This is a genomic window from Nitrospirota bacterium (genome assembly GCA_040755395.1).
GTDB lineage: Bacteria > Nitrospirota > Nitrospiria > Nitrospirales > Nitrospiraceae > DATLZU01.
Genome location: JBFMAX010000002.1, coordinates 337,059 through 358,794, shown reverse-complemented (window position 1 = coordinate 358,794; position 21,736 = coordinate 337,059). Strand labels below are relative to the sequence as shown.

The 21,736-nt window shown below is 62.5% G+C and carries 22 protein-coding genes; 17 read left to right on the top strand and 5 right to left on the bottom strand.

Features of this window, described 5'->3' with window-relative positions; all coding sequences use genetic code 11:
- Positions 1 to 84: 84 nt before the first annotated feature.
- The 4 genes from AB1555_05695 to tmk form a co-directional block, all read right to left on the bottom strand.
- Positions 85 to 930 (bottom strand): hypothetical protein, encoded by an 846-nt coding sequence (locus AB1555_05695; GenBank protein ID MEW6246190.1) that lies wholly within the window; start codon positions 928 to 930, stop codon positions 85 to 87.
- Positions 931 to 940: 10 nt separating this feature from the next.
- Positions 941 to 2,941, bottom strand: coding sequence for a methionine--tRNA ligase (gene metG, locus AB1555_05690; protein MEW6246189.1), 2,001 nt, complete (start codon positions 2,939 to 2,941; stop codon positions 941 to 943).
- An 87-nt stretch (positions 2,942 to 3,028) separates the two neighbouring features.
- Positions 3,029 to 4,090 (bottom strand): DNA polymerase III subunit delta', encoded by a 1,062-nt coding sequence (gene holB / locus AB1555_05685; GenBank protein ID MEW6246188.1) that lies wholly within the window; start codon positions 4,088 to 4,090, stop codon positions 3,029 to 3,031.
- A 3-nt stretch (positions 4,091 to 4,093) separates the two neighbouring features.
- The gene (gene tmk, locus AB1555_05680) at positions 4,094 to 4,813 is read right to left on the bottom strand and encodes a dTMP kinase (protein MEW6246187.1); all 720 of its coding nucleotides are present in this window, start codon (positions 4,811 to 4,813) and stop codon (positions 4,094 to 4,096) included.
- A gap of 86 nt (positions 4,814 to 4,899) precedes the next feature.
- Between tmk and AB1555_05675 the strand changes: the two genes are divergently transcribed.
- From AB1555_05675 to recO, 15 genes are all read left to right on the top strand, one after another.
- On the top strand, positions 4,900 to 5,577 hold the full coding sequence (locus tag AB1555_05675) for a DUF502 domain-containing protein (GenBank protein ID MEW6246186.1): 678 nt from the start codon (positions 4,900 to 4,902) through the stop codon (positions 5,575 to 5,577).
- Between the two features lie 89 nt (positions 5,578 to 5,666).
- A complete protein-coding gene (gene glmU / locus AB1555_05670; protein MEW6246185.1) occupies positions 5,667 to 7,220 on the top strand; it encodes a bifunctional UDP-N-acetylglucosamine diphosphorylase/glucosamine-1-phosphate N-acetyltransferase GlmU in 1,554 nt (517 codons plus the stop codon).
- 3 nt (positions 7,221 to 7,223) lie between these two features.
- Positions 7,224 to 9,053, top strand: coding sequence for a glutamine--fructose-6-phosphate transaminase (isomerizing) (gene glmS, locus AB1555_05665; protein ID MEW6246184.1), 1,830 nt, complete (start codon positions 7,224 to 7,226; stop codon positions 9,051 to 9,053).
- A gap of 95 nt (positions 9,054 to 9,148) precedes the next feature.
- Positions 9,149 to 9,442, top strand: coding sequence for an Asp-tRNA(Asn)/Glu-tRNA(Gln) amidotransferase subunit GatC (gatC, locus tag AB1555_05660; protein ID MEW6246183.1), 294 nt, complete (start codon positions 9,149 to 9,151; stop codon positions 9,440 to 9,442).
- Between the two features lie 79 nt (positions 9,443 to 9,521).
- Positions 9,522 to 9,875 (top strand): aspartate 1-decarboxylase, encoded by a 354-nt coding sequence (gene panD, locus AB1555_05655; GenBank protein ID MEW6246182.1) that lies wholly within the window; start codon positions 9,522 to 9,524, stop codon positions 9,873 to 9,875.
- A gap of 38 nt (positions 9,876 to 9,913) precedes the next feature.
- The gene (gene gatA / locus AB1555_05650) at positions 9,914 to 11,380 is read left to right on the top strand and encodes an Asp-tRNA(Asn)/Glu-tRNA(Gln) amidotransferase subunit GatA (GenBank protein MEW6246181.1); all 1,467 of its coding nucleotides are present in this window, start codon (positions 9,914 to 9,916) and stop codon (positions 11,378 to 11,380) included.
- 126 nt (positions 11,381 to 11,506) lie between these two features.
- Positions 11,507 to 11,920, top strand: coding sequence for a DUF948 domain-containing protein (locus AB1555_05645; GenBank protein MEW6246180.1), 414 nt, complete (start codon positions 11,507 to 11,509; stop codon positions 11,918 to 11,920).
- Positions 11,910 to 12,230, top strand: a complete 321-nt coding sequence (locus tag AB1555_05640) for a YtxH domain-containing protein (GenBank protein ID MEW6246179.1) — start codon at positions 11,910 to 11,912, stop codon at positions 12,228 to 12,230. The genes AB1555_05645 and AB1555_05640 overlap by 11 nt, the downstream gene beginning before the upstream one ends.
- Before the next feature lie 2 nt (positions 12,231 to 12,232).
- Positions 12,233 to 13,663 (top strand): Asp-tRNA(Asn)/Glu-tRNA(Gln) amidotransferase subunit GatB, encoded by a 1,431-nt coding sequence (gene gatB, locus AB1555_05635; GenBank protein ID MEW6246178.1) that lies wholly within the window; start codon positions 12,233 to 12,235, stop codon positions 13,661 to 13,663.
- Between the two features lie 255 nt (positions 13,664 to 13,918).
- The gene (locus tag AB1555_05630; protein ID MEW6246177.1) at positions 13,919 to 14,167 is read left to right on the top strand and encodes a hypothetical protein; all 249 of its coding nucleotides are present in this window, start codon (positions 13,919 to 13,921) and stop codon (positions 14,165 to 14,167) included.
- Positions 14,168 to 14,290: 123 nt separating this feature from the next.
- Complete coding sequence (gene eno / locus AB1555_05625; protein ID MEW6246176.1) at positions 14,291 to 15,577, top strand: phosphopyruvate hydratase; 1,287 nt, start codon at positions 14,291 to 14,293, stop codon at positions 15,575 to 15,577.
- Positions 15,578 to 15,593: 16 nt separating this feature from the next.
- A complete protein-coding gene (locus AB1555_05620) occupies positions 15,594 to 15,938 on the top strand; it encodes a septum formation initiator family protein (protein ID MEW6246175.1) in 345 nt (114 codons plus the stop codon).
- A 65-nt stretch (positions 15,939 to 16,003) separates the two neighbouring features.
- Complete coding sequence (era, locus tag AB1555_05615) at positions 16,004 to 16,888, top strand: GTPase Era (GenBank protein MEW6246174.1); 885 nt, start codon at positions 16,004 to 16,006, stop codon at positions 16,886 to 16,888.
- 92 nt (positions 16,889 to 16,980) lie between these two features.
- Positions 16,981 to 18,414: a magnesium transporter gene (gene mgtE, locus AB1555_05610; protein ID MEW6246173.1), complete on the top strand. Its 1,434-nt coding sequence runs from the start codon at positions 16,981 to 16,983 to the stop codon at positions 18,412 to 18,414.
- A gap of 58 nt (positions 18,415 to 18,472) precedes the next feature.
- On the top strand, positions 18,473 to 19,249 hold the full coding sequence (gene recO / locus AB1555_05605) for a DNA repair protein RecO (protein ID MEW6246172.1): 777 nt from the start codon (positions 18,473 to 18,475) through the stop codon (positions 19,247 to 19,249).
- 161 nt (positions 19,250 to 19,410) lie between these two features.
- Here the strand turns inward: recO and AB1555_05600 are convergent, their stop codons facing one another.
- A complete protein-coding gene (locus tag AB1555_05600; GenBank protein ID MEW6246171.1) occupies positions 19,411 to 19,566 on the bottom strand; it encodes a hypothetical protein in 156 nt (51 codons plus the stop codon).
- A gap of 253 nt (positions 19,567 to 19,819) precedes the next feature.
- On the opposite strand from AB1555_05600, the gene AB1555_05595 reads away from it, so the two are divergent.
- Entirely contained in the window at positions 19,820 to 20,176 is a 357-nt protein-coding gene (locus tag AB1555_05595; GenBank protein ID MEW6246170.1) for a DUF971 domain-containing protein, read from the top strand.
- A 29-nt stretch (positions 20,177 to 20,205) separates the two neighbouring features.
- Positions 20,206 to 21,687, top strand: a complete 1,482-nt coding sequence (gene glgA, locus AB1555_05590; GenBank protein ID MEW6246169.1) for a glycogen synthase GlgA — start codon at positions 20,206 to 20,208, stop codon at positions 21,685 to 21,687.
- Positions 21,688 to 21,736 lie beyond the last annotated feature (49 nt).

Genomic DNA, 21,736 nt, shown 5'->3' with positions numbered 1-21,736 from the left:
GGCCGAGTGATTCAGTGATTCGGTAATTGAGTGATTGTTCATCAGGGTTCTCGGTCCCCAATCACTCAATCACCAGTCACTCAATCACTTCTTGACGTTCGGTCTGAGCCGTTCCGACAGCACCGGGTACTTGGCCTGCCCCATGCCGAAGTTGCCGGACGAAGGGTCGGCCGCGATGACGCGGAGCGTGATGCCGTCCGGCGCGTCTGTCGGAAGTGGCACGAAAAACGGCGCCTCGAAACTGCTCTTGAGGCCGACGTGGAACAGTTGGAGCCGTTCGACGACCCGGTCGCCGATCAAGACCTCGCCGTAAATATGCATCTTGCGCGAATCCCAGTCGCCGTGCGGGCGCACCGGCGCTCCCGACAGGGTGCGGATCGACGCCCGCAACGTCACGTCTTCCTTGGCGATCAGCGGCTCGCCGGGAGTCGGCGATTCGATCTGCACGATGTACCCGTAGAGATGCAGCACGATCCCGTCGTTGGTGAGATCGTGCCCGGGAATCAGGAGGACGGTCTTGCTGGCGCGCTGGGCGGCGGCCGGGTAGGCGAGCGGCCCCTCCGCCGAAATTTCCACCAGGGTCGGCCGGTCCAGGTCGAGGGTCGCGCTGAAGGAGGCCGACGGCCGGGAACTGTACCGAGGCTCTTCCATGAGGCGCGGCGTCCGCATGATCTGATTCTGATCGCCGGCTTCGCCCTGTTGCACGCCGGTCACGAGAATCCGGCCCGTCGCGACGTCCGTGATGGTGACGCGCGCGCCGCCCACCTCGCGCCCCAAGACGAGGGAGCCGTGCGCGACGACCCGCACCAGCACCGTGGTCGGAACGGGACCGTTCAGCACTTCCTCGACCGGCGGTTGCTCTTCCGCCGCCGCGAGGGTCGCGATCGTCAGCATTCCGACAATGAACGATCGGCCGACCGCGCGAACCATGTCCGTGGCCTCACTTCACTTTCGTCCCCGGGTCCACCTCTTCGAGCACGGTCACCAACCCGCAGACCTCCGTATCTCCCGCCGCCAGCACCATGCCCTGGGATTCGACGCCCATGAGCTTGGCCGGTTTAAGGTTGGCGACGATCACGATGCAGCGGCCCACCAGCGCCTCCGGCTCGTATTTCTTCCCGATCCCGGCGACGATTTGACGCCGCTCGCCGCCGAGATCGACTTGGAGCTTGATCAGTTTCTCCGAGCGTGGCACGCGCTCCGCGCTCAGCACCTTGGCCGTCTTGAGCTGGATGCGCTGAAACTCCTCGATCGTAATCTGGGCCGGGGTCGAGCCGGACGGCGGGCCGGAAGCGGATGGCGTCGGCGACGCGGATTGTATCGATCGGGCGGCCGATTCGGCGGTGGACGGCTGCCGGTGTGTCACCGTCGATGCTCCTTGCATGCGGGCGAGGTCGATCTTGGGAAATAACGGCTTACCCTTGGCGATTTCAACCCCCGGAACCAGTTCTCGCACCATCAGCTTCCGTCCCCGCATCTGCGGATGCAGGCCGAGCTGAGCGGCCATGTTCTCGGCAGTCTGCGGCATGAACGGGTAGAGCAAGGGGATGAGCCGCTCCAATGCCTTCACCACTCGGTACAAGACTCCATGGAGCCGATCCCGGTCTTCCGGACGCTTGGCCAACGTCCAGGGCGCGGTCTTGTCGATGTACTGGTCGCACCGCTGGATCAGCTCCCACATGGATTCGAGCGCGCGGTTGAACCGCAGGTCCTTGATGGAGACCATCGCCGACCCGGTCAGTTCACCGATGGCCCGTTCCAACCGACCATCCAGTTCATCGTGAGGCGGGTGGCTCGGTGGAATCTTGCCTTGAGCAAACCGGTCGATCATCGTGAGCGTGCGGCTCATCAGATTGCCGAGGCCGTCGGCCAGCTCGCTGTTGATCCGGCCGATCAACGCCTCGCGGGAGAAGTCCCCGTCCTGACCGAACGGCACCTCGCGCATTAAAAAGTAGCGGAACGCATCGACGCCGAATTCATCCACCACGGCGTTGGGGTCCACCACGTTCCCGCGGCTCTTGGACATTTTTTCACCGTTCACCGTCCACCAGCCGTGGGCGAAGATCGTCTGCGGCAACGGCAACTCCAACGCCATCAATATGGTGGACCAATACACGGCATGCGTCGTGAGGATGTCTTTGCCGACGAGATGGATCGAGGCGGGCCAGAACCTCTCAAAAGATCCGGACGGAGCCAAGTATTCGAGCGCCGACAGATAATTCACCAGCGCGTCGAACCAAACATAGGTCACATAGTTCCGGTCGAACGGCAGCTCGATTCCCCAGGACAGACGAGATTTGGGGCGGGAGATCGACAGGTCTGCCAGGGGCTGCGATTCCAGAAATCCGAGCACTTCGTTGAACCGCGCCGGAGGGCGGATGAACGTGGCGTGGGCTTGGGATAGGCTCGGGTGAGCCTTCAAGTACTCGATGAGCGGCTGCTGATACCGGCTCATCCGAAAGAAATAATTGCTCTCGCTCAGCCGTTCGACCGGGCGTTTGCAGTCCGGACAAAGCCCGTCCACGACGTCTTTCTCGGTCCAGAACCGTTCGTCGAACGTACAGTACCAGCCCGTGTAGTCCGATTTGTAAATCAACCCCTTGTCGAAAAGGACCTGAAGATAGCGTTGAACGATTTCTTTATGCTTTAAGTCTGTGGTTCGGATGAAGGCGTCGTTCGAAATATTGAGCCGCTTCCAAAGTTCGCGGAACCGCGGCGCCATGCCGTCGCAATACTGTTGCGGGTCGATACCGGCCTTGGCCGCCGCCTGCTGGACCTTCTGTCCGTGCTCGTCGACGCCGGTCAGAAAGAACACGTCGGCATCCTGCTGGCTGTAATGGCGCGCCAGCACGTCGGCCGCAATGGTCGTGTAGGCATGCCCAATGTGCGGGACGTCGTTGACGTAATAGATCGGAGTGGTGATGTAAAACGACTTGGCCATTCGGTCAAAGATAACAGGGCCGGGTCCTGGAATTCCAGCGACGGCGGATTCGACCAACCTTCAGAATGTAATTTCAGAATTCATAATTCAGAATTCATAATTGCCTTCACTCCAGCCTCGCGCCTCACGCCCCGAGCCCACTCCGGTTCCCATCGCGTCCCGCAGGCGGAGGAGGATGCACTCCAACGCCAGTTGCACATTCAAATTCCGCGTCGCCTGCTGCTCCAGGGTTTCGAGGTCGCCGAGCAGATCGAGCAGCACAGCCGCATCCACCTTGCCGGCCGTCGACTGCAGAGCCGGCAGACAGTCCAGATTGAGCAGCGCGTCCGGATCCGCGCCGACCCGCACCAGCAACAGGTCCCTGAACCATCGCGTCAGCCAAGCGAGCGCCTCCTGCGCCCGATCGGTTTTGGCCAGCGCTTCAGCCGCCGTCAACAGGGCGGTGACGGATTGCAGCGATGCCGGATCCGTCAGAGGCAGCAACTCCCGCCGCGCGGTCTTGATGTCGTTGGGATCCATCTTCAGCGCCTCGCCGAGGCGTCCTTCGCTCAAGACCGCCAGGAAGCGCGCCTCCTCCTGAGACAGGCCGTGCTTCTCGATCAATGCCGTTTCCACCTGGGCGCGGACCGGGGTCGCAAACCGCAGCGCCTGGCAGCGGGAACGGATCGTGGCCGGCAACGCCGAGGGCCGGCTCGTGACCAGCAGAAAGAGGCAGTGAGGAGGCGGCTCTTCCAACGTCTTCAGCAGCGCGTTGGCCGCGCCGATGGTGAGACGGTCCGCTTGATCGATCAGGCACACCTTCCACCGGCCGATCAACGGCCGGTACACAATCTGCGATTCGATCTCGCGAATCTGTTCGATTTTGATCTGCGGCGTCGCCGGTTCCGGATCCGGTTCGATCAGGGTGAAGTCCGGATGGGTGCCGGCTTCGATCTGTCGGCAGGAACGGCAGTGTCCGCAGGCGTCCGGGTCGTCCGGTCCCGCGGCCGTGTCGCAGTTGAGCGCCTGCGCAAACCGCAGGGCCGTCAAACGCTTGCCGATTCCGCGTTCGCCATAGAACAGATAGGCATGGGCGATTCGGTCGTGCCGAACGGCGGCCTTCAGGAGCGCCTTGGGTTGCTCGTGGCCGATGATGTCGTGGAAGGGCATGGCTCAGGAATCGGCCGGCTTTCCGATTGCGCGACCGCCTCTACGCAGGAACCGCCGCACGATCGACGCAACTTCATCCGCAAGAGTCTCGGCCGACTTCGTTCCGTCGAACACGGCGATCCGGCGCGGCTCGCGGGCCGCCAGTTCGAGAAATCCTCGCCGCACGGCGGTGTGGAATCGTCGGGATTCGCGGTCCAGCCGGTTCTGCTCCAGGTTGTTGTGTCGGCGTCTGGCCAATCCCGTCGTGATGGGCAGATCGAAGAGCAGGCTCAGATCCGGTTCCAGCCCGCCGGTGGCGAACCGGTTCAATCGGCGCAACAATCCGACATCGAGCCCCCGGCCGTATCCCTGATACGCCAGCGTGGAATCGACGAACCGATCGCACAGGACAATGGCCCCCTCATCCAACGCGGGTTTGATCACCCGGGCGACATGTTGGCTGCGAGCGGCCAGAATCAGCAACGCTTCGCAGCGGGGATCCATTCGTTCGTCGGTCGACTGCAAGAGCGTCCGCCGAATGGATTCGGCGAGGGGAGTCCCACCGGGCTCCCGGGTCTCCAGCACGCGATAGCCTTCTGCGCGGAGCAGCCGCGCCAGCCGCTGAACCTGGGTCGTCTTCCCACTGCCCTCGACCCCTTCCACCGTGATCAGAACTCCTCGCGGCCCCTTCCGTGTCAGGCTCACCTGCTCCCCGTCTCGGCGCATCCGGAAATAGGTCGGCATCCTATTCCAAGTGCTTGAAAATAGCAATAAAAGGCTTGCGACGGCCTCTCCAAAGTTTGTATGATGAACGACCACGAGGAGCCCCGGTGATCACGGTCAGAGCCGCCCTGAAACGCTACTTTCTCACTGGCCTGTTGGTCATCACTCCGATCTGGGGCACGATCCTCATTCTGAAAACGTTGTTCGTGACCGTGGACGGGATCCTGGGCGACATGCTCGCCCGGATCGTCACCCCCGGGTACTATGTGCCGGGACTCGGCATCGCCACCCTCGTCCTGCTCATCTTCGCCACCGGACTCTTCGCCGCCAACTTCATCGGACGCCAGATCGTCGCGCTCTGGGAGGACTTGCTGAACCGCGTCCCGGTCGTCCGGGGCATCTACTCGACGTTGAAGTCCATGATGGACATTCTGTCGTTTACGGAGCGGGGCGAATACAACCGCGTCGTGCTGATCCAATTTCCGAAAAACGGACACTACTGCTTCGCCTTCGTCACGGGCGTCACCAAGGGCGAAGTGCAGGACATTTCCTCCGATCCGCTGGTGCACGTGTATGTGCCGACCTCGCCTAATCCGACATCCGGATATTTTTTGCTCGTGCCGGAGCGGGAAGTGATCCCGGTCGAGATCAGCGTGGAAGAGGCGATGAAACTGATCGTCTCCGGCGGACTCTACTCTCCCACTCCTTCCATGAGCGCCACGCTCGGCGCCGATTCCAAGTGGTCCAAGGTCAAACAGCCGGAAGCGGGGGTGCCCATCGCATGATCGAACGGCCTGTCCATCGGGCTTTCTCGTTTCCGGGCGCCGCAGGCCCGGCGGCGGGGGCGCCGGTCTCCGGTCTCGGCGCCATCGTCATGGCGGCCGGGGTCGGGAAGCGGATGAGATCCAAGCTGGCCAAGGTGCTCCACCCCGTGGCCGGCCGGCCGATGATTCTCTACGTCGTGGAACTGGCCGAACGGCTGGCCGGCGCCGGGGTCGCCGTCGTCGTCGGCCATCAGGCCGGACAGGTCCGCGCACTGATCGAGAGCCGCCCGACTGGCGATCGGCGCGCGTCCCGGACCGCAATTGTCGAACAGCCGGATCAATTGGGGACCGGCCACGCCGTGTTGCAGGCCAAGCCGGTCTTCCCGGCTTCCCAACGCGAACGCCCGTCCACGTTCCTGATTTTGAACGGCGACACGCCGCTGCTGACGGAAGCGACGGTCCGCGAACTGTTGCGCGTGCACGAAACCGACACAGCGACGGTGACGATCCTGACCGCCGTGCTCGACGACGCGACCGGCTACGGGCGGATCGCGCGCAGCAATCCGGTCGGAGACAACCGTCCGGGCCTGTTGGATTGCCGCGTGCTGAAAATCGTCGAGGACCGCGACGCTTCCCCGGAGGAGAAGCGATTACGCGAAGTCAACGTTGGGACCTATGTGGTGGACGGCGGCTTTTTGTTCGAGGCGCTGGACAAGTTGCAGCCGCACAACGCGCAGCGGGAATATTATCTGACCGACATCGTGCCCCTCGCGGTGGAGAGGGGACTGCGCGTGTCGACCGTCACGCTGTCCGACCCGGACGAGGGCCTCGGCGTCAACACGCGCGGGCAACTGGCGCGGGCGGAACGGGCGATGCGCGAGCGGATCCGCGAGCGATGGCTGGACGCGGGCGTGACGATGCGCGATCCGGCGACGGCGTGGATCGATGCCGGCGCCGTCATCGGGCCCGACACGGTGCTCTATCCCAACGTCGCGCTCGAAGGCTCGACGGTGATCGGCGAAGGCTGCGTGATTCGCTCGAACGTCCGCCTGACGGACTGCGTGCTCGGCAATCGCGTCGAAATCCTGGAGCACTGCGTCTTCCGCGAGGCCCGGTTGGAGGACGACACGACGCTGGGGCCCTTCGTACACCTGCGGCCCGGCACGGTGGTTCGCCGGAAGGCCAAAGTCGGCAACTTCGTCGAGATGAAGAACACCGACCTCGGCGAGGGCTCCAAAGCCAATCACCTCAGCTATCTCGGTGACACGTTCGTCGGCAAAGGCGTGAACATCGGCGCCGGCACGATCACCTGCAACTACGACGGCGTCCGCAAATACCGGACGGTGATCGAAGACGACGTGTTCGTGGGCAGCGACACCCAACTGATCGCGCCGGTGACGGTCGGCCGCGGGGCGGTCGTCGCGGCCGGCACGACCGTCACGCAGGACGTGCCGGCCGATGCGCTGGCCATCGCGCGGGTGCCGCAGGTCAACCGGGAGGGCTGGGCCGCCCGCCGCCGGGCGCTGCTCGCAGGCGGCGGAGGTCAGGACGTTCGACGTTCGACGTTCGACGTTGGAGCAGGAAACGCAACGAAGAAACCTCGAACCTCGAACCTCGAACCTCGAACCAGGAAAGCTGCCAAAAAGAAACGGGGGAGTCGGTAAACGATGTGCGGCATCGTGGGCTACGTCGGGAATCAGGACGCCGTGCCCGTTCTCCTGAGCGGATTGCAACGGCTGGAGTATCGCGGGTATGACTCGGCCGGCATCGCGGTCCTGCGGAACGGGAAGATCGAAGTCCGGCGCAGCGTGGGCAAACTGGCCAATTTGCAGAAGTCGCTTCAGGAGCGGAGCGTGAGCGGGACCGTCGGCATCGGCCACACGCGATGGGCGACGCACGGCAAGCCGTCCGAGCAGAACGCGCACCCGCACCGGTCCGACGGTTGCGTGTTGGTGCACAACGGCATCATCGAGAACTACCTCCCGCTGAAACAACAACTGCTGAAGGACGGCTACAGATTCGAGTCGGAGACGGATACGGAAGTCGTGGCGCATCTCATCGGCAAGGAGATCAAGCAGGGCAAAAGCCTGGCGGACGCCGTGCGGACCGCGACCAAGCAGATCCGCGGGAGCTATGCCCTCGCGGTCATTTCCGAGCGCGAACCGGACACGCTCGTGGCGGCCCGCTCCGGGTGCCCCTTGGTCGTCGGCCGGACCGCCGAGGCGACGTTCGTCGCATCCGACGTGATGGCTATGCTCTCGCACACCCGCGACGTGACCTATTTGGAGGAAGGCGATGTGGCGGTGGTGACCGCGAAAGACGTCCGGATCACGGACATCGAAGGCAGCCCGGTCGCTCGGGCGACCACGCGCGTCACCTGGGACGCCTCGGCCGCTGAGAAGAGCGGCTATCCGCACTTCATGCTCAAAGAAATACACGAGCAGCCGCAGACGATTCTGGACACCATGCGCGGCCGCTATTCCCGTGAAACCGGCGAGGCGGACCTGCCGGACATCGGGCTCACGCCGGAACAGTTCGCCGCGGTGGGACAAATCTGGATCGTCGCCTGCGGCACGTCCTGGCACGCCGGCCTGGTCGGCAAGTATCTGTTTGAGGAAATGGTCCGAACACCGGTTCAGGTGGACATCGGCTCGGAGTTCCGCTATCGCGATCCCCTGGTTCACAAGGACGATTTATTCATCACGATTTCGCAATCTGGCGAGACGGCCGACACGCTAGCCGCCGCGCGCGAGGCGAAGGGAAAAGGCGCGCGGGTGGTGTCGATCGTCAACGTGGTCGGCAGCACGCTGGCTCGGGAATCGGACGGCGTGCTCTATACGCACTGCGGCCCGGAGATCGGCGTGGCCTCGACCAAGGCCTTCACGGCGCAACTGACGGCGCTGTATCTGCTCGCGCTGCACCTGGGACGCGTCCGGGGAGCGCTCTCGGCCGCCGACGGCAAGGCGTGGCTCGACCGCTTGGTGACCCTGCCTGCGCTGGTCAAACAGCTGCTCGGCCGCGAAGCCGAACTCGTGGCGATCGCCAAGCGCTACCACACGAAGCGGAACTTTTTGTACCTCGGACGCGGCATCAACTATCCGATCGCCCTCGAGGGCGCCCTGAAGTTGAAAGAAATCTCGTACATTCATGCGGAGGGATACGCGGCCGGCGAGATGAAACACGGGCCCATCGCGTTGATCGACAAGGACATGCCGGTGGTGGTGCTGGCGCCGCGCGATCGACTGTATGAAAAGACCGTGAGCAATCTGATGGAAGTCAAGGCGCGCCACGCCCCGGTGATCGCGTTCGTGGCGGAGGGGGAGCGGGAGCTCGGCAAGACCGCCGACGCGGTGTTCACCATCCCGGACGTGCATCCGCTGCTGTCGCCGATTCTGTTCACGGTCCCGCTTCAGTTACTGGCGTACCACATCGCCGTGCTGAGGGGAACCGACGTGGATCAGCCGAGGAATCTGGCGAAGAGCGTGACGGTGGAATAAAGGATAGAGTGATTGGGCAATTTCGTCCCTGGTGATTTCACAAGTTCGCCTCTCACCACTTGATCATCAATCACTCAATCACTGCTGGATTTCTGATGCAGATCTCAAAAGCCGAAGTGGAAAAAGTCGCGAAGCTCGCGCGGTTGGAACTGACGGAGGCGGAGAAGGACGCCTTCGGCCGGCAACTCAGCACTATTCTCACGTACATGGAGAAGCTCAACACCTACGACACGGAAGGAGTCGAGCCGACCGCGACGGTCTTGGGGGAGGTCAATGTCTTCCGCGAAGACGTGGTTCGGCCTTCGCTTCCTGTGGACCGGGCGCTCGCCAACGCGCCGGATCGCGAGGAAGGCTACTTTCGAGTCCCGAAAATACTGGAGGATCGTTAAACGTTCATCGTTAAACGTGAGAAGAAGCGGTTTCCGCCACAATACCGTTTAACGTATAACGATTAACGAGGGTGTCACCATGTTCAGGCAAATGTTGCGGGCCAAAATTCATCGCGCGACCGTCACCGACGCCTGTCTCGAGTACGAAGGCAGCCTGACGGTGGACGAAGATCTCCTGGATGCCGCCGGCATCCTGCCTTACGAAGCGGTCGTGATCTCCAACTTGAACAACGGCGAACGGTTCATGACCTACGCCATGGCCGGCAGGCGCGGCAGCGGCGAGATCGTGCTGAACGGCCCGACGGCCCGCAAAGGGGCCGTCGGCGACCAGATCATCATTTTTTGTTACGAGTACTATGCCGAGGAGGAAATCAAACGCCACGCCCCGAAGATCATTAAGGTGGACGAGAAGAATCGCATCGTCAGCAAGTGACGCATCACGGCTCACGGATTACGCATCACGGATCGAGCATGTCCCTTCATAAGCTGACGCTCCAGGACCTGCAGCGGAAGTTTACCGCCGGAGAAGTGACCGCGCGCGAGATCGCGCGCGCTTATTCCCTGCGCATCAATCAGGTCGAACCGAAGGTCAAGGCCTACATCACGCAGACCAAGGACGCGGCCATGGCCCAGGCCGAAGCCTTGGACGAGAAACTCAAAGGGTGGAGGCGCACGCTGCCGCTCATGGGCATGCCGCTGGCGATCAAGGACAACATCTGCACGGAAGGCGTGTTGACCACCTGCGCGTCCCGCATCCTGGGCAACTTCGTGCCGCCGTACGACGCGACCGTAATCGCCAAGCTTCGGGAACAGGGGTATCTCCTGCTCGGAAAGACCAACCTCGATGAGTTCGCGATGGGCTCCTCGACCGAGAACTCGGCGTTCGGGCCGAGCCGCAATCCCTGGAACCTTCAATATGTCCCCGGCGGGTCCAGCGGCGGCTCGGCGGCCGCGGTGGCGGCGGACGAATGCGCGGCCGCCTTGGGGTCCGACACCGGGGGATCGATTCGACAACCCGCCGCCTTTTGCGGCGTCGTCGGGTTGAAGCCGACCTACGGCCGGGTGTCCCGATACGGACTGGTGGCGTTCGCCTCGTCGCTCGACCAGATCGGCCCGATCACCAAATGTGTCGCCGACGCCGCGATGCTCCTCGGGATCATCGCCGGCCATGATCCGCGCGACTCGACGTCCGCCGCCGTGCCGGTGCCGGATTATCTCAAAGTCCTAAAACGGAGGGATCTGCGGAAGGTCCGCATCGGCGTGCCGGTCGAATATTTTGCGGAGGGACTCGATCCGGAAGTGGACCGGGCGGTGAAGGACGCGATCGGCGAATTGAAGACGCTGGGCGGCGAGATTAAGGAGATCCAGCTGCCGACGACGGACGCCGCGATTGCGACCTACTACGTGATCGCGACGGCGGAGGCCGGCTCCAACCTCGCGCGTTACGACGGCGTGAAATACGGCCTGCGGTCCAAACAGACAAAGGACCTGCTCGAACTGTACATGAAGACGAGGCAGGAAGGCTTCGGACCGGAGGTGAAGCGGCGGATCATGCTCGGCACCTATGCCCTGAGCGCGGGGTACTATGACGCCTATTACGGCAAAGCGCAGGCCGTGCGGACGCTCATCCGCCGGGATTTCGACGCGGCGTTCAAAGAAGCGGACCTCATCGTCACGCCGGTCACGCCGACGCCGGCGTTCAAGCTCGGCGAAAAAATCGACGATCCGCTGCAGATGTATCTCTCGGACATCTACACGATTTCCGTCAATTTGGCCGGCGTACCGGCCATTGCGCTGCCGTGCGGATTCAGCAAGGCCGGGCTGCCGATCGGCTTGCAGATCATCGGGCGGCCGTTCGAGGAAGAAATGGTCATCCGGGCGGCCCATGCCTATGAACAGGTCACGAATTGGCGGGCGAAGCGGCCAAGTATTCGATGAAGCCGAGTGATTGAGTAACTGGTAATTGGTGATTGCCCGAAGAAGTCGCGGTCTCATCCGAACTGAGGCTTCTACCAATCACCAATCACTCGATCACGTAGTCGCGTCCATTCCAAGGGGGATAAGATGATCGTCGAGATCGCGGCTGTCGTGGTGGCGATCGCGTTTGCGGTGCTGGTGGGCTATCTGGTGCCGATGCTCATCGAGCTCCGCAAAACGGTCGCCGAATCGCAGCAATTGTTGGCCCGCATGAACAGCGAGTTGCCCTCGCTGATCGCCGAGCTCCGCGCCATGAGCCAGAATCTCAACGAGCTGGCTGAGCAGACGCGCGGCGGTGTCGAGCGCGCCGCCGTGCTGTTGCACGCGGTCGGGGACATCGGCGAATCGGTGCAGCAGGTGCATCATATCGTCAAGGGATCGAGCGGGTCGTTGCTCGTCAACCTTGCCAGCATGGTGGCGGGATTGAAGGCGGCGACGACTGTCGTGAAGCAGCGGCTTCACGGGAACCACGGAGAAGGAGGGACGACCAATGGCGGATGATCGGGGTGTGTCACCGGCGGCTGTGTTATTGGCCTTTCTCAGCGGCGCAGCGTTGGGCGCGGTGGCGGCGTTGCTCTTGGCGCCGCACTCCGGTCGTGAATCGCGCGAGCAACTGCGGGGCTATGCGAAGCGGACGGAGGAAACCCTGCGTGAGCTGGCCGAGAAAGCCGGTGAGACGTTCGAGGAAGCGGTGGAGAAAGGGCGCGACTTCGTCGAGACCAAGAAATCGGTTCTCAAGGAAGCGTTCGAAGCCGGACGGGAAGCGATGAAACGCGAGCGCAACCGCCTCTCCGGCGAGAGGCAGAGTTGAGCGTGGTCTACGAAGTGGTCATCGGCGTGGAAGTCCACGCCCAACTGCGGACTCGGTCGAAGATGTTCTGCGCCTGCGGGACCGCGTTCGGACTCGCCGCAAACACGCAAACCTGTCCGGTGTGTCTCGGCATGCCCGGGACCCTGCCGGTCATCAACCGGAACGCAGTCGAGATGGCGATCCGCACGGGGTTGGCGCTGAATTGCACGATCCGGTCCGACAACCGCTTTGCGCGGAAGAACTACTTTTATCCCGATCTGCCCAAGGGCTATCAGATTTCACAGTACGAAGCGCCCATCTGCGAGAACGGCTGGGTTGAGATCACGGTCGACGGCGCCAAGAAACGCATTCGCCTCCGTCGCGCCCATTTGGAAGAAGACGCCGGCAAGAGCCTCCACGACGCCGGAACAAACGGGAGCCGGGTGGATTTCAATCGCGCCGGCACGCCGCTTCTGGAAATCGTGAGCGAACCGGACATGCGCTCGGCCGACGAGGTGGTGGCCTATCTCAAGACGCTCCGCGACATCCTGATGTATCTGGAGGTCTGTGACGGCAACATGGAGGAGGGGAGTCTGCGGTGCGAACCGAACCTCTCGCTCCGGCCGCTCGGCCAGAAGGCGCTCGGGACCAAAGTCGAACTGAAGAACATCAATTCCTTTAAGTTCGTCAAAGATGCCATCGACTACGAGATCAGGCGCCAGACCAAGGTCTTGAGCGAAGGAGGAACGGTTCGGCAGGAGACGCGGCTCTGGGACATCGAGCGGGGCGAGACGGCGATCATGCGCAGCAAAGAAGAGGCGCACGACTACCGCTATTTCCCGGATCCCGACCTGGTGCCGTTGAAGATCGAGCCGGAGTGGATCGAAGACCTGCGCAAGACGATCCCGGAGTTGCCGGCCGCCAGGATGAAACGTTTCGTCACCGACTACGGATTGCCGGAATACGACGCCGGGGTGCTGACGGCATCCAAAGCCTTGGCCGATTATTTTGAAGCCTGCGTCAGACTCTATGACCGGCCGAAAACCGTCAGCAACTGGGTGATGGGCGAACTGCTGCGGGAGCTGAATAACGCCGGGACCGACGTGACCGCGTCGCCGGTCGGCCCGGAGCGCCTGGTGAGCCTTTTGAAACTGGTGGACGACGGCACCATCAGCCTGAAAGTCGCGCGGGACATTTTCCCGGAACTCTATGCGAGCGGGAAAGAGCCCGAGCAGATCGTCAAGGAGAAAGGCCTGACCCAGGTCTCCGACGAAGGATCGCTGCGTGCGATGATCGACGAGATCATCGAGAAGAATCCGGCGCAGGTGGCCCAATATCGGAGCGGAAAGGAACAGATCCTGGGCTTCTTCGTCGGCCAGGTCATGAAGGCGTCGGGAGGGAAGGCGAATCCGGGCAAAGTGAACGAGTTGCTGAAGAAGAAGCTGGCGGGATGAGGGCGGGTCCTGTCGACGAACAGCCGCGCTCATTTGTAGAGGAGATAGGGAAAGGGATCGTCCTGTTGGGTAAAGGAGAGTATCGAAAGAAGATTTCAAGTTACATGAAGGGTATTCGCGAACATGAACAGAAAATTCGGAAAGAACTCGCAAGTCCGAATCCAACGAAGAGCGTATCAGGCACTGGGAGGTAGAGATTGAAGCTTTCCGCATAGGGATCAAAAGGGCGGAGAAGCGGTTGGGGAGGGCCAAACGTTGAAGATCCTGGTCCCGGTGAAAGCAAAGAAAAAAAGAGAATTGTTGGACACGCTCTTGGATGAGCTTGGAGAAGAGTGCCAACGCACCCTCGCTCTTCTCCAAAGACTCCGTGGAATGCGGAACGGAAAGATCGGGCGCGGCGACATTCTCGCTGAGTTGAGCGCCGCCATCTTGCATTTGCACGTCCATACAAAAGAACTGAACAAGCTAATCGATGCGGAGTTCGACCTGAAGGAAGATGACTGAAGGGGGGAGCAGAGTCTTCCTTAGCCTATGCAGTCGTTGAGACGGATCGAGTCCCTATCGATCGCTGGCTTATCTCGTAGCTGAAAGCTGATCCCTGAGAGCTTTTTGATATCGGAGTCGAGCATGAGCGCGATTCGAGAGATTAGGGCGCGGCAGATTTTGGATTCTCGGGGCAATCCCACCGTTGAAGTCGATGTGACCCTGGAGAGCGGCGCGCAGGGGCGGGCGGCGGTGCCGTCCGGAGCGTCGACCGGGGAAAAGGAAGCGATCGAGCTGCGGGACGGCGACAAGAAGCGCTGGATGGGCAAGGGCGTCTCCAAGGCCGTGGCGAATATCCACAAGGCCATCGCGCCGGAACTTCTGGGCCGGGACGCCTTCGACCAGGCCGCCATCGATCGCGCGCTGGCGGCGCTGGACGGGACCAAGAACAAAGCGCGCCTGGGGGCCAATGCGATTCTCGGCGTCTCGTTAGCCGTCGCCAAGGCGGCCGCCAACGAAACCGGGCAGCCTCTTTATCGGTATCTCGGCGGAGCCAACGCGCGGGTGCTGCCGGTCCCGATGATGAACATCATCAACGGCGGGGCCCACGCGGACAACCGCCTCGATCTCCAGGAATTCATGATCATGCCGGTCGGCGCGGCGCGGTTCAGCGAGGCGCTCCGCATGGCGACCGAGGTCTTCCACACGCTGAAAGCACTCCTGAAGAAGCGCGGCCTCAACACCGCGGTCGGGGACGAAGGGGGGTTCGCGCCAGACCTGGAATCCAACGAGGAGGCGCTGAGCCTGATCGTCCAGGCCATCGAAGAAGCCGGCTACCGGCCGGGACGGGACATCGCGTTGGCCCTTGACGCCGCCGCCAGCGAGTTTTATGAGAAAGGCCGCTATCGGCTGGAAGCGGAAAAGCACCCGGACCGCTCAGCCGAGGACATGATCCGCTATTACGCCCGGCTGGTGGACAACTACCCCATCCTGTCCATAGAGGATGGCCTGAGCGAACTGGATTGGAAAGGATGGCGGATGTTGACCGAGCAATTGGGCAGACGGGTCCAGTTGGTCGGCGACGACATCTTTGTCACCAACGTGGACATCTTTTCCAAGGGCATCCGGGAAGGGATCGGCAATTCGATTCTGATCAAGCTGAATCAAATCGGCACCTTGACGGAGACCCTGGAGGCGATCGAACTGGCGAAGCGGTCCGGCTATACGGCGGTCGTATCCCACCGGTCCGGGGAGACCGAAGACACGACAATCGCCGATGTGGCCGTCGCCATGAACACCGGCTTGATCAAGACCGGCTCCCTGTCCAGGACCGACCGGGTGGCCAAGTACAACCAACTGCTGCGCATCGAAGAGGAGCTGGGAACGACGGCGGCGTATCGCGGCCGGGCGGCGGTCGCGGTGCACCCGTGAGCGTTCGCGGGAACCCATGTTGATCAAGCCGAACCGAGGGCCGAATGCGTTGACCCGTCAGCGGCGCGTGGCCGGGATCATGAAATTCCTGGGTTTGATGTTCGGGCTCGGGCTGACCGGTTCGCTCCTGTTCGGCGACATGGGGCTGACCCAATACTGGACGATGTGGCAGCACGCCCGGCAATTGGAGCGGGACATCCAGGCTCTGCAGCAGGGCAATGCCGTACTGCGACTGGAGATCGAGCGCGCGCAGCACGATCCGGCCAGGATCGAAGAATTGGCGAGAGAGCAACTGGGATTCGTGCGGAAGGGCGAGACGGTCTATCAACTGGCTGACGAGCCTCAGGTTGGTAGTAAATAGCGAATAGCGCATAGCTCGGACTCTTCGGCTTATCGCCCCTCGCTGCCGGTTATTCGCTGACACTTATGAAATCCGGAACAGTCTCCATCATCGGGCGGTCGAACGTCGGAAAATCGACGCTGCTCAACCGACTGCTCAACGAGAAGATCGCGATCGTGTCGGACAAGCCGCAGACCACCAGAACGCGGATCTTGGGCGTCGCGCACGTGCCCGGCGCGGAGATCGCCTTTTGGGACACACCGGGCCTGCACAAGCCCCAACATGTGCTCAACCGGCGGATGGTACGGACGGCCCTGGAGACTCTGGAGGAGGGCGATCTGCTGTATGTCATGGTCGAAGCGACGTCGCCGCCCGGCCCGGGCGACCGTTTCGCCATCGACCGGGTGCGGGAAGCGCTCGGCAAACAGGCGCGGCCGGTCTTTCTGGTGATCAACAAAATCGACTTGGTGAACAAAACCCGGCTGCTGCCCTTGATCGAGACCTATAGCCCGCTGCTGGAGTGGACCGAAGTGGTGCCGGTGTCGGCCGTGACCGGCGACAACATCGACCGCTTGCTCGACTTGACCGTGAAGCTGCTTCCGGAGGGCGAACCTGCGTACGGAGCGGACATGCTCACGGATCAGCCGATGCGGACGCTGGCGGCCGAACTCATCCGCGAGAAGATTCTCCAAGAGACATATCAGGAAGTTCCGCATGCCGTCGCCGTCGAGATCGACCGCTTCACGGAGGAAGGCAAACTGGCCCGCATCGCGGCGTCGATCCTGGTCGAGAAAGAATCGCAGAAGGCCATCCTCATCGGGAGGCGCGGGGAACGGCTCAAGGCCGCCGGGACCGCCGCCCGGCGCGACATGGAGCGGCTGTTCGGCATGAAGGTGTTTTTGGAGTTGTGGGTCAAGGTGCGGGCGGCCTGGCGCGAAGATGAGCAGGTTCTGATGGAGTTGGGGTACTGATCAAGGCACGCCAGGGGCGAGAGGCCGGAGGCTAGAGGCACGATCATCCGCCCATCGCCTCGTGCCACTTGCCCCCAGCCTGAGACGAATCCATGCAGCCGACGGAACGCACACGTCAATCGGACAAGGACATTTTGAAGGAAGCCTCCCGGGAACTGGCAGAGAAGGGGCAGGCGAAGTCCGATATCGTGCTGCTCTCCTTCCAACGCCTGCTCCGGCGCGGGGCGATCACCAACCTCGCCAAGATGCTGAGCCGCATGCACCCGGCCGACATCGCCAGGGTCGTCAACCACCTCTCCTCCCCGAAAGAAAAGCGCACGGTGTTCGAACTCGTCCGCGGCGAGGCGCAGCGCGGCCAAGTGTTGAGCGAGCTGGACAGCGACAGCATCAACCAGGTGTTGGCGGACCTGCCTGCCTCCGATGTGGCGTGGCTCCTGAAGGACCTCGGGCCCGACGACGTCGCCTACATCCTGGGCGTCCTCCCCGAAGAGCGGGCCCAAGAGATCCTCGCGCTGATGAAGACGGAGGACTCCACGGAGATCGCCGACCTGCTGAAGTATCCGAAGGACTCGGCCGGCGCGATCATGACCACGGAGTTTTTCTCCCTGCCGGAGGACACGACCGCGCAGGAAGCGATCCGCCGCCTGCAGCACGCGACCGATGCGGAGATGGTGTTCTACATTTACGTCACCGACAAAGAGAATCGCCTGGTGGGCGTCCTGTCGCTGCGCCAACTCCTCACCGTGCCGCCGAATACGCCGCTCAAGAACATCATGACGCGCGACGTGATCAGCGTCACGGTGGATACGGACCAGGAAGAGGTGGCCCGCCAGGTCGCCAGTTACAATTTGCTGGCCATCCCGGTCGTCGAAAAGGACAACACGCTCGTCGGCATCATTACGGTCGACGACGTGGTGGACGTGATCCGCGAAGAGGCGACGGAGGACATGCTGAAAATGGCCGGCGCTCTCGAGGAGGAGACGCAATCCAAATCCTCCAGCCTCGCCGCCGCCCGGCTGCGGCTGCCGTGGTTGTTCACCAACCTGATCGGCAGTCTGGTTTCCGGCGCGATCCTCTGGCTCTTCCGCTTCACGATCCAGGAAGTCGTGGCCATCGTGAGCTTTATTCCCGTCATCGCCGCCATGGGCGGCAACGTCGGTTTGCAGTCCTCGACCCTGATCATCCGCGGCCTCGCGACCGGCTCGATCGAGTTGACCGATGTGTGGAAGGTGTTTTTCCGGGAGATCCGGATCACGCTGCTGATGGGGCTGGCCTGTTGCGTCATCCTGACCCTGGTCGGCTGGCTGTGGCACGGCCATGCGGTCCTGGGCATGGTGATCGGGGCCTCCATGTTGATCGCCTTCATCGTCTCGACAAGCATGGCCACGTTCATGCCCATCCTGCTGAAACGCATGGGCGTCGATCCGGCCATCGCGGCCGGTCCGTTCGTCACGACGGCGAACGACATCACCGGCATCTCCATTTATCTCACGCTCGCCACCGTGTTCCTGGAATATCTCAGATGAAGAGCAGGAGGCAAGGGGCGAGAGGCAAGAGGCCACCGTCCATGGCCTGACTGTTCTCATGCCGTTGCTCAAGACACCCGCCATCACCCTCAGGAGCCGCAAGTGGGGCGAAGCGGATCGCATCGTCACCTTTTACACGCTCCGGCTCGGCAAAGTGCGGGGCATCGCGCGCGGCGCGCGGCGACTCAAGAGCCGATTCGGCGCCGCGCTGGAACCGTTCGTCTCCTGCGACCTGAACTTGTTCGAGAAGGCCGGCGATTCGCTCTTTCGCATTTCGCAAGTCGATATGCGGGAACCCTTCACAAAACTGCGGGAGGACCTGACGCGCATGTCGGCTGCCGCGCGCATGGTGAATCTGGTCGCCGCGATCACCCCGGAAGGCGATCCGGAGCCTCGGATCTTCGATACGCTGGCCGACGGCCTGCGGTCGCTGGAAGACAGTCGCGATGCCCCGCTCACGGCGCTGCTGTTTCAAATTCGACTGCTGGGGCTCACGGGTTTCAAGCCGCAGCTCGATCAGTGTTCCGCCTGCGGAAACACCCGGTTGGCCGGCGAGCCGCAATTCTCTCCGACATCCGGAGGATTGATCTGCAGTCTGTGCGCCCGGCGTCAAGCGCTCCGCTGCCTTCCGCTTTCTCCCGGAAGCCTCGCGTTTATGCGGCAAGCACTCCGCTGGGCGCCGGCCGTCGTCGATCGGCTGAGAGCCACCGGCCGGATCCGCGCCGAACTGGAAACCGCCATCGAGTCCTATGTGACGACCGTCGCGGGCAAACGCCTCCCGCCGATCGATTTTCTCGCCGCCGAAGGCTCGTCAACGTACGGTCCTCCACGCTGATCCCCAGGCCTCACGGCGATCATTCCAGCAGGCCGCGCATTTCTGACAGCCGGCAGAGATTACAATTCCCACTTTTCATTCCCCAAAAGGCTCTTTAAGAAATCGTGTTCGTTTTTGCTTTCCCTCTCCCTTGAGGGTAGGGTGAGGGTGATGGCAGGGTTTTAGACAAGATTGTGATGCCCATGGATTTTCACGACGTTTCTGAACACGTCGAACCCCATGCCGATCTCCCCCCTCACCCGCACCCTCTCCCCAGCAAAGCCGGGGGAGAGGGCAACCACAAACTTCCCTCTCCCTGAGATGAGAACAGTCTTCATGGGCCTGCGACTCACCCTGCAGAATGAAAATGTCCCGTCCGAGGCCCCCCTCACCTTTATCCCCCCGAGGACCCGTTGCTCTGCAAGTTGCAACGGGTGATGGGGGAGGAGAGGGGGCGTTTCATGCGCGGCGGGAGCGATCGCTCACGGGAGCCACCGTCGGCTTGTGGGACCCAGGACGGTTCTGGTAGAGTCCCATCCGGGTGATCAGATAGCGGACGATTCCACGACGAAGCTACGGTGACGACCGGACATGACGACGACCGTACTTGAACCGAAGGACATGGAGTGGATTGACAAAGGCGTGCTCGGCATTGTCTGGAGCGACGGCCACAAGGGCGTATATCCGGTCCGCTATCTGCGCCAACATTGCCCTTGCGCGGCGTGCACGGATGAGTGGACCGGCAAGCTGCGCCTCAAGCCCGACGATGTCCCGCTGTTGATCCTGCTGCAGGACGTCGAGCCGGTCGGGCGATACGCCTTGCGGTTCAAATGGAGCGACGGTCACGACACCGGCATCTATTCCTATACGTTCCTGCGCCGGATCTGCCAGTGCGACGAGTGCCAACCGGTGAAACCGGAGCAACCGAAGAGCCGGCGATTGCTCTGATGGCGATCTCTCCGCGCGACTCCAAGCCGTTGAAGATTCTAATGGCCTCCTCGGAAGCGGTCCCGTTCGCGAAGACCGGCGGGTTGGCCGACGTGGCCGGGGCGCTGCCGCTGGAGCTGGCGCGGTTGGGTCATGACGTGCGTCTGGTCATCCCCCGTTACGGCGCGCTCGACCAAAGCGGTCACCGGTTTACCGAGTACGCGCGCATCACGGTGCCGTCACCCTCCGGCCCAGTCGAGGCGGTGGTGGAGCGGACCACACTCCACCCGTCGAATTCCAGTTCCCGGAGATCCGTCTCGGTGTTTGCCGTCCGGCACGACCCGTTTTTCCTCAGACCCGGACTCTATCAGGAACGAGGCGTCGACTATCCGGACAATCTGGAGCGGTTCTGTTTCTTCTCGCGCGCGGTCCTGGAACTGCTGATCGCGTTCCAGCGCGCCGGCGGCTGGAAACCCGATCTCCTGCACCTGCACGATTGGCAGACGGCGCTGTGCGCGGTGTACTTGCGCACGCTCTATGCCGGACGTCCGGAAGTCGCCGGCGTCCGCTCGATCCTGACCCTGCATAATGTCGCCTTTCAGGGACTCTTTCCCGGCGAGCGCTTTGCCGAGACCGGACTGCCCGCCGCGCTGTTCACTCCGGCAGGTCTGGAATTTTACGGTTCGCTCAATTTGTTGAAGGGAGGCATCCTCTTCGCCGATTTTCTGACGACGGTGAGCCCGACGTACAGTCGTGAGATTCAAACCCCTGAATTCGGGTTCGGACTCGAGGGAGTGTTGGCGCAGCGGAAGGATCGTCTGGTCGGCCTGGTCAACGGGGTCGACGGCGAGGTGTGGAATCCCGCCGCCGACCCGCTGATACCGGCACGGTATTCCTCCGCCGATCTTTCGGGGAAGTCGATGTGCAAGCACGCGCTCCAGCGAGAACTCGATCTCCCAGCGAGCGACATGCCGCTGTTGGGGATCGTATCCCGCCTGACCGCGCAAAAAGGCCTGGATCTGCTGGTGAGCATCGTCCCGGAACTGATGGAGCTGGACCTGCAACTGGCCGTTCTCGGGACGGGCGATCCGGAGTACGAAACCGAATTGCGTTCGCTTCACGCCAAATTTCCCCGAAAGATCGGCGTGCGCATCGGCTTCGACGAAGGGCTCGCGCACCGGATCGAAGCCGGAGCGGACATGTTTGTGATGCCGTCGCGCTACGAACCCTGCGGCTTGAGTCAGCTCTACAGCTTGCGATATGGGACGGTGCCCATCGTGCGCCGGACCGGCGGGCTTGCGGATACCGTGGTTCCGTATTCCCCTCTGGCTGTGCGCGAGCGACGGGCGACGGGGTTCATGTTCGGAGAAGCGACGCCGCACGCGTTACTCACGGTGACCTGCTTGGCCCTGTGCGTCTACCATGACCGGGACGCCTGGCGCGCGCTCATCGAAGCAGGAATGGGCACGGACGTATCGTGGGCCGGACCGGCCCAAGCCTATGTCGAGCTATACCGCAGGGTAGTGAGGTAAGCACCGCCGGTCGAAGGAGCTGCTGAACACTTTCTCGCCCTCCCCCTCG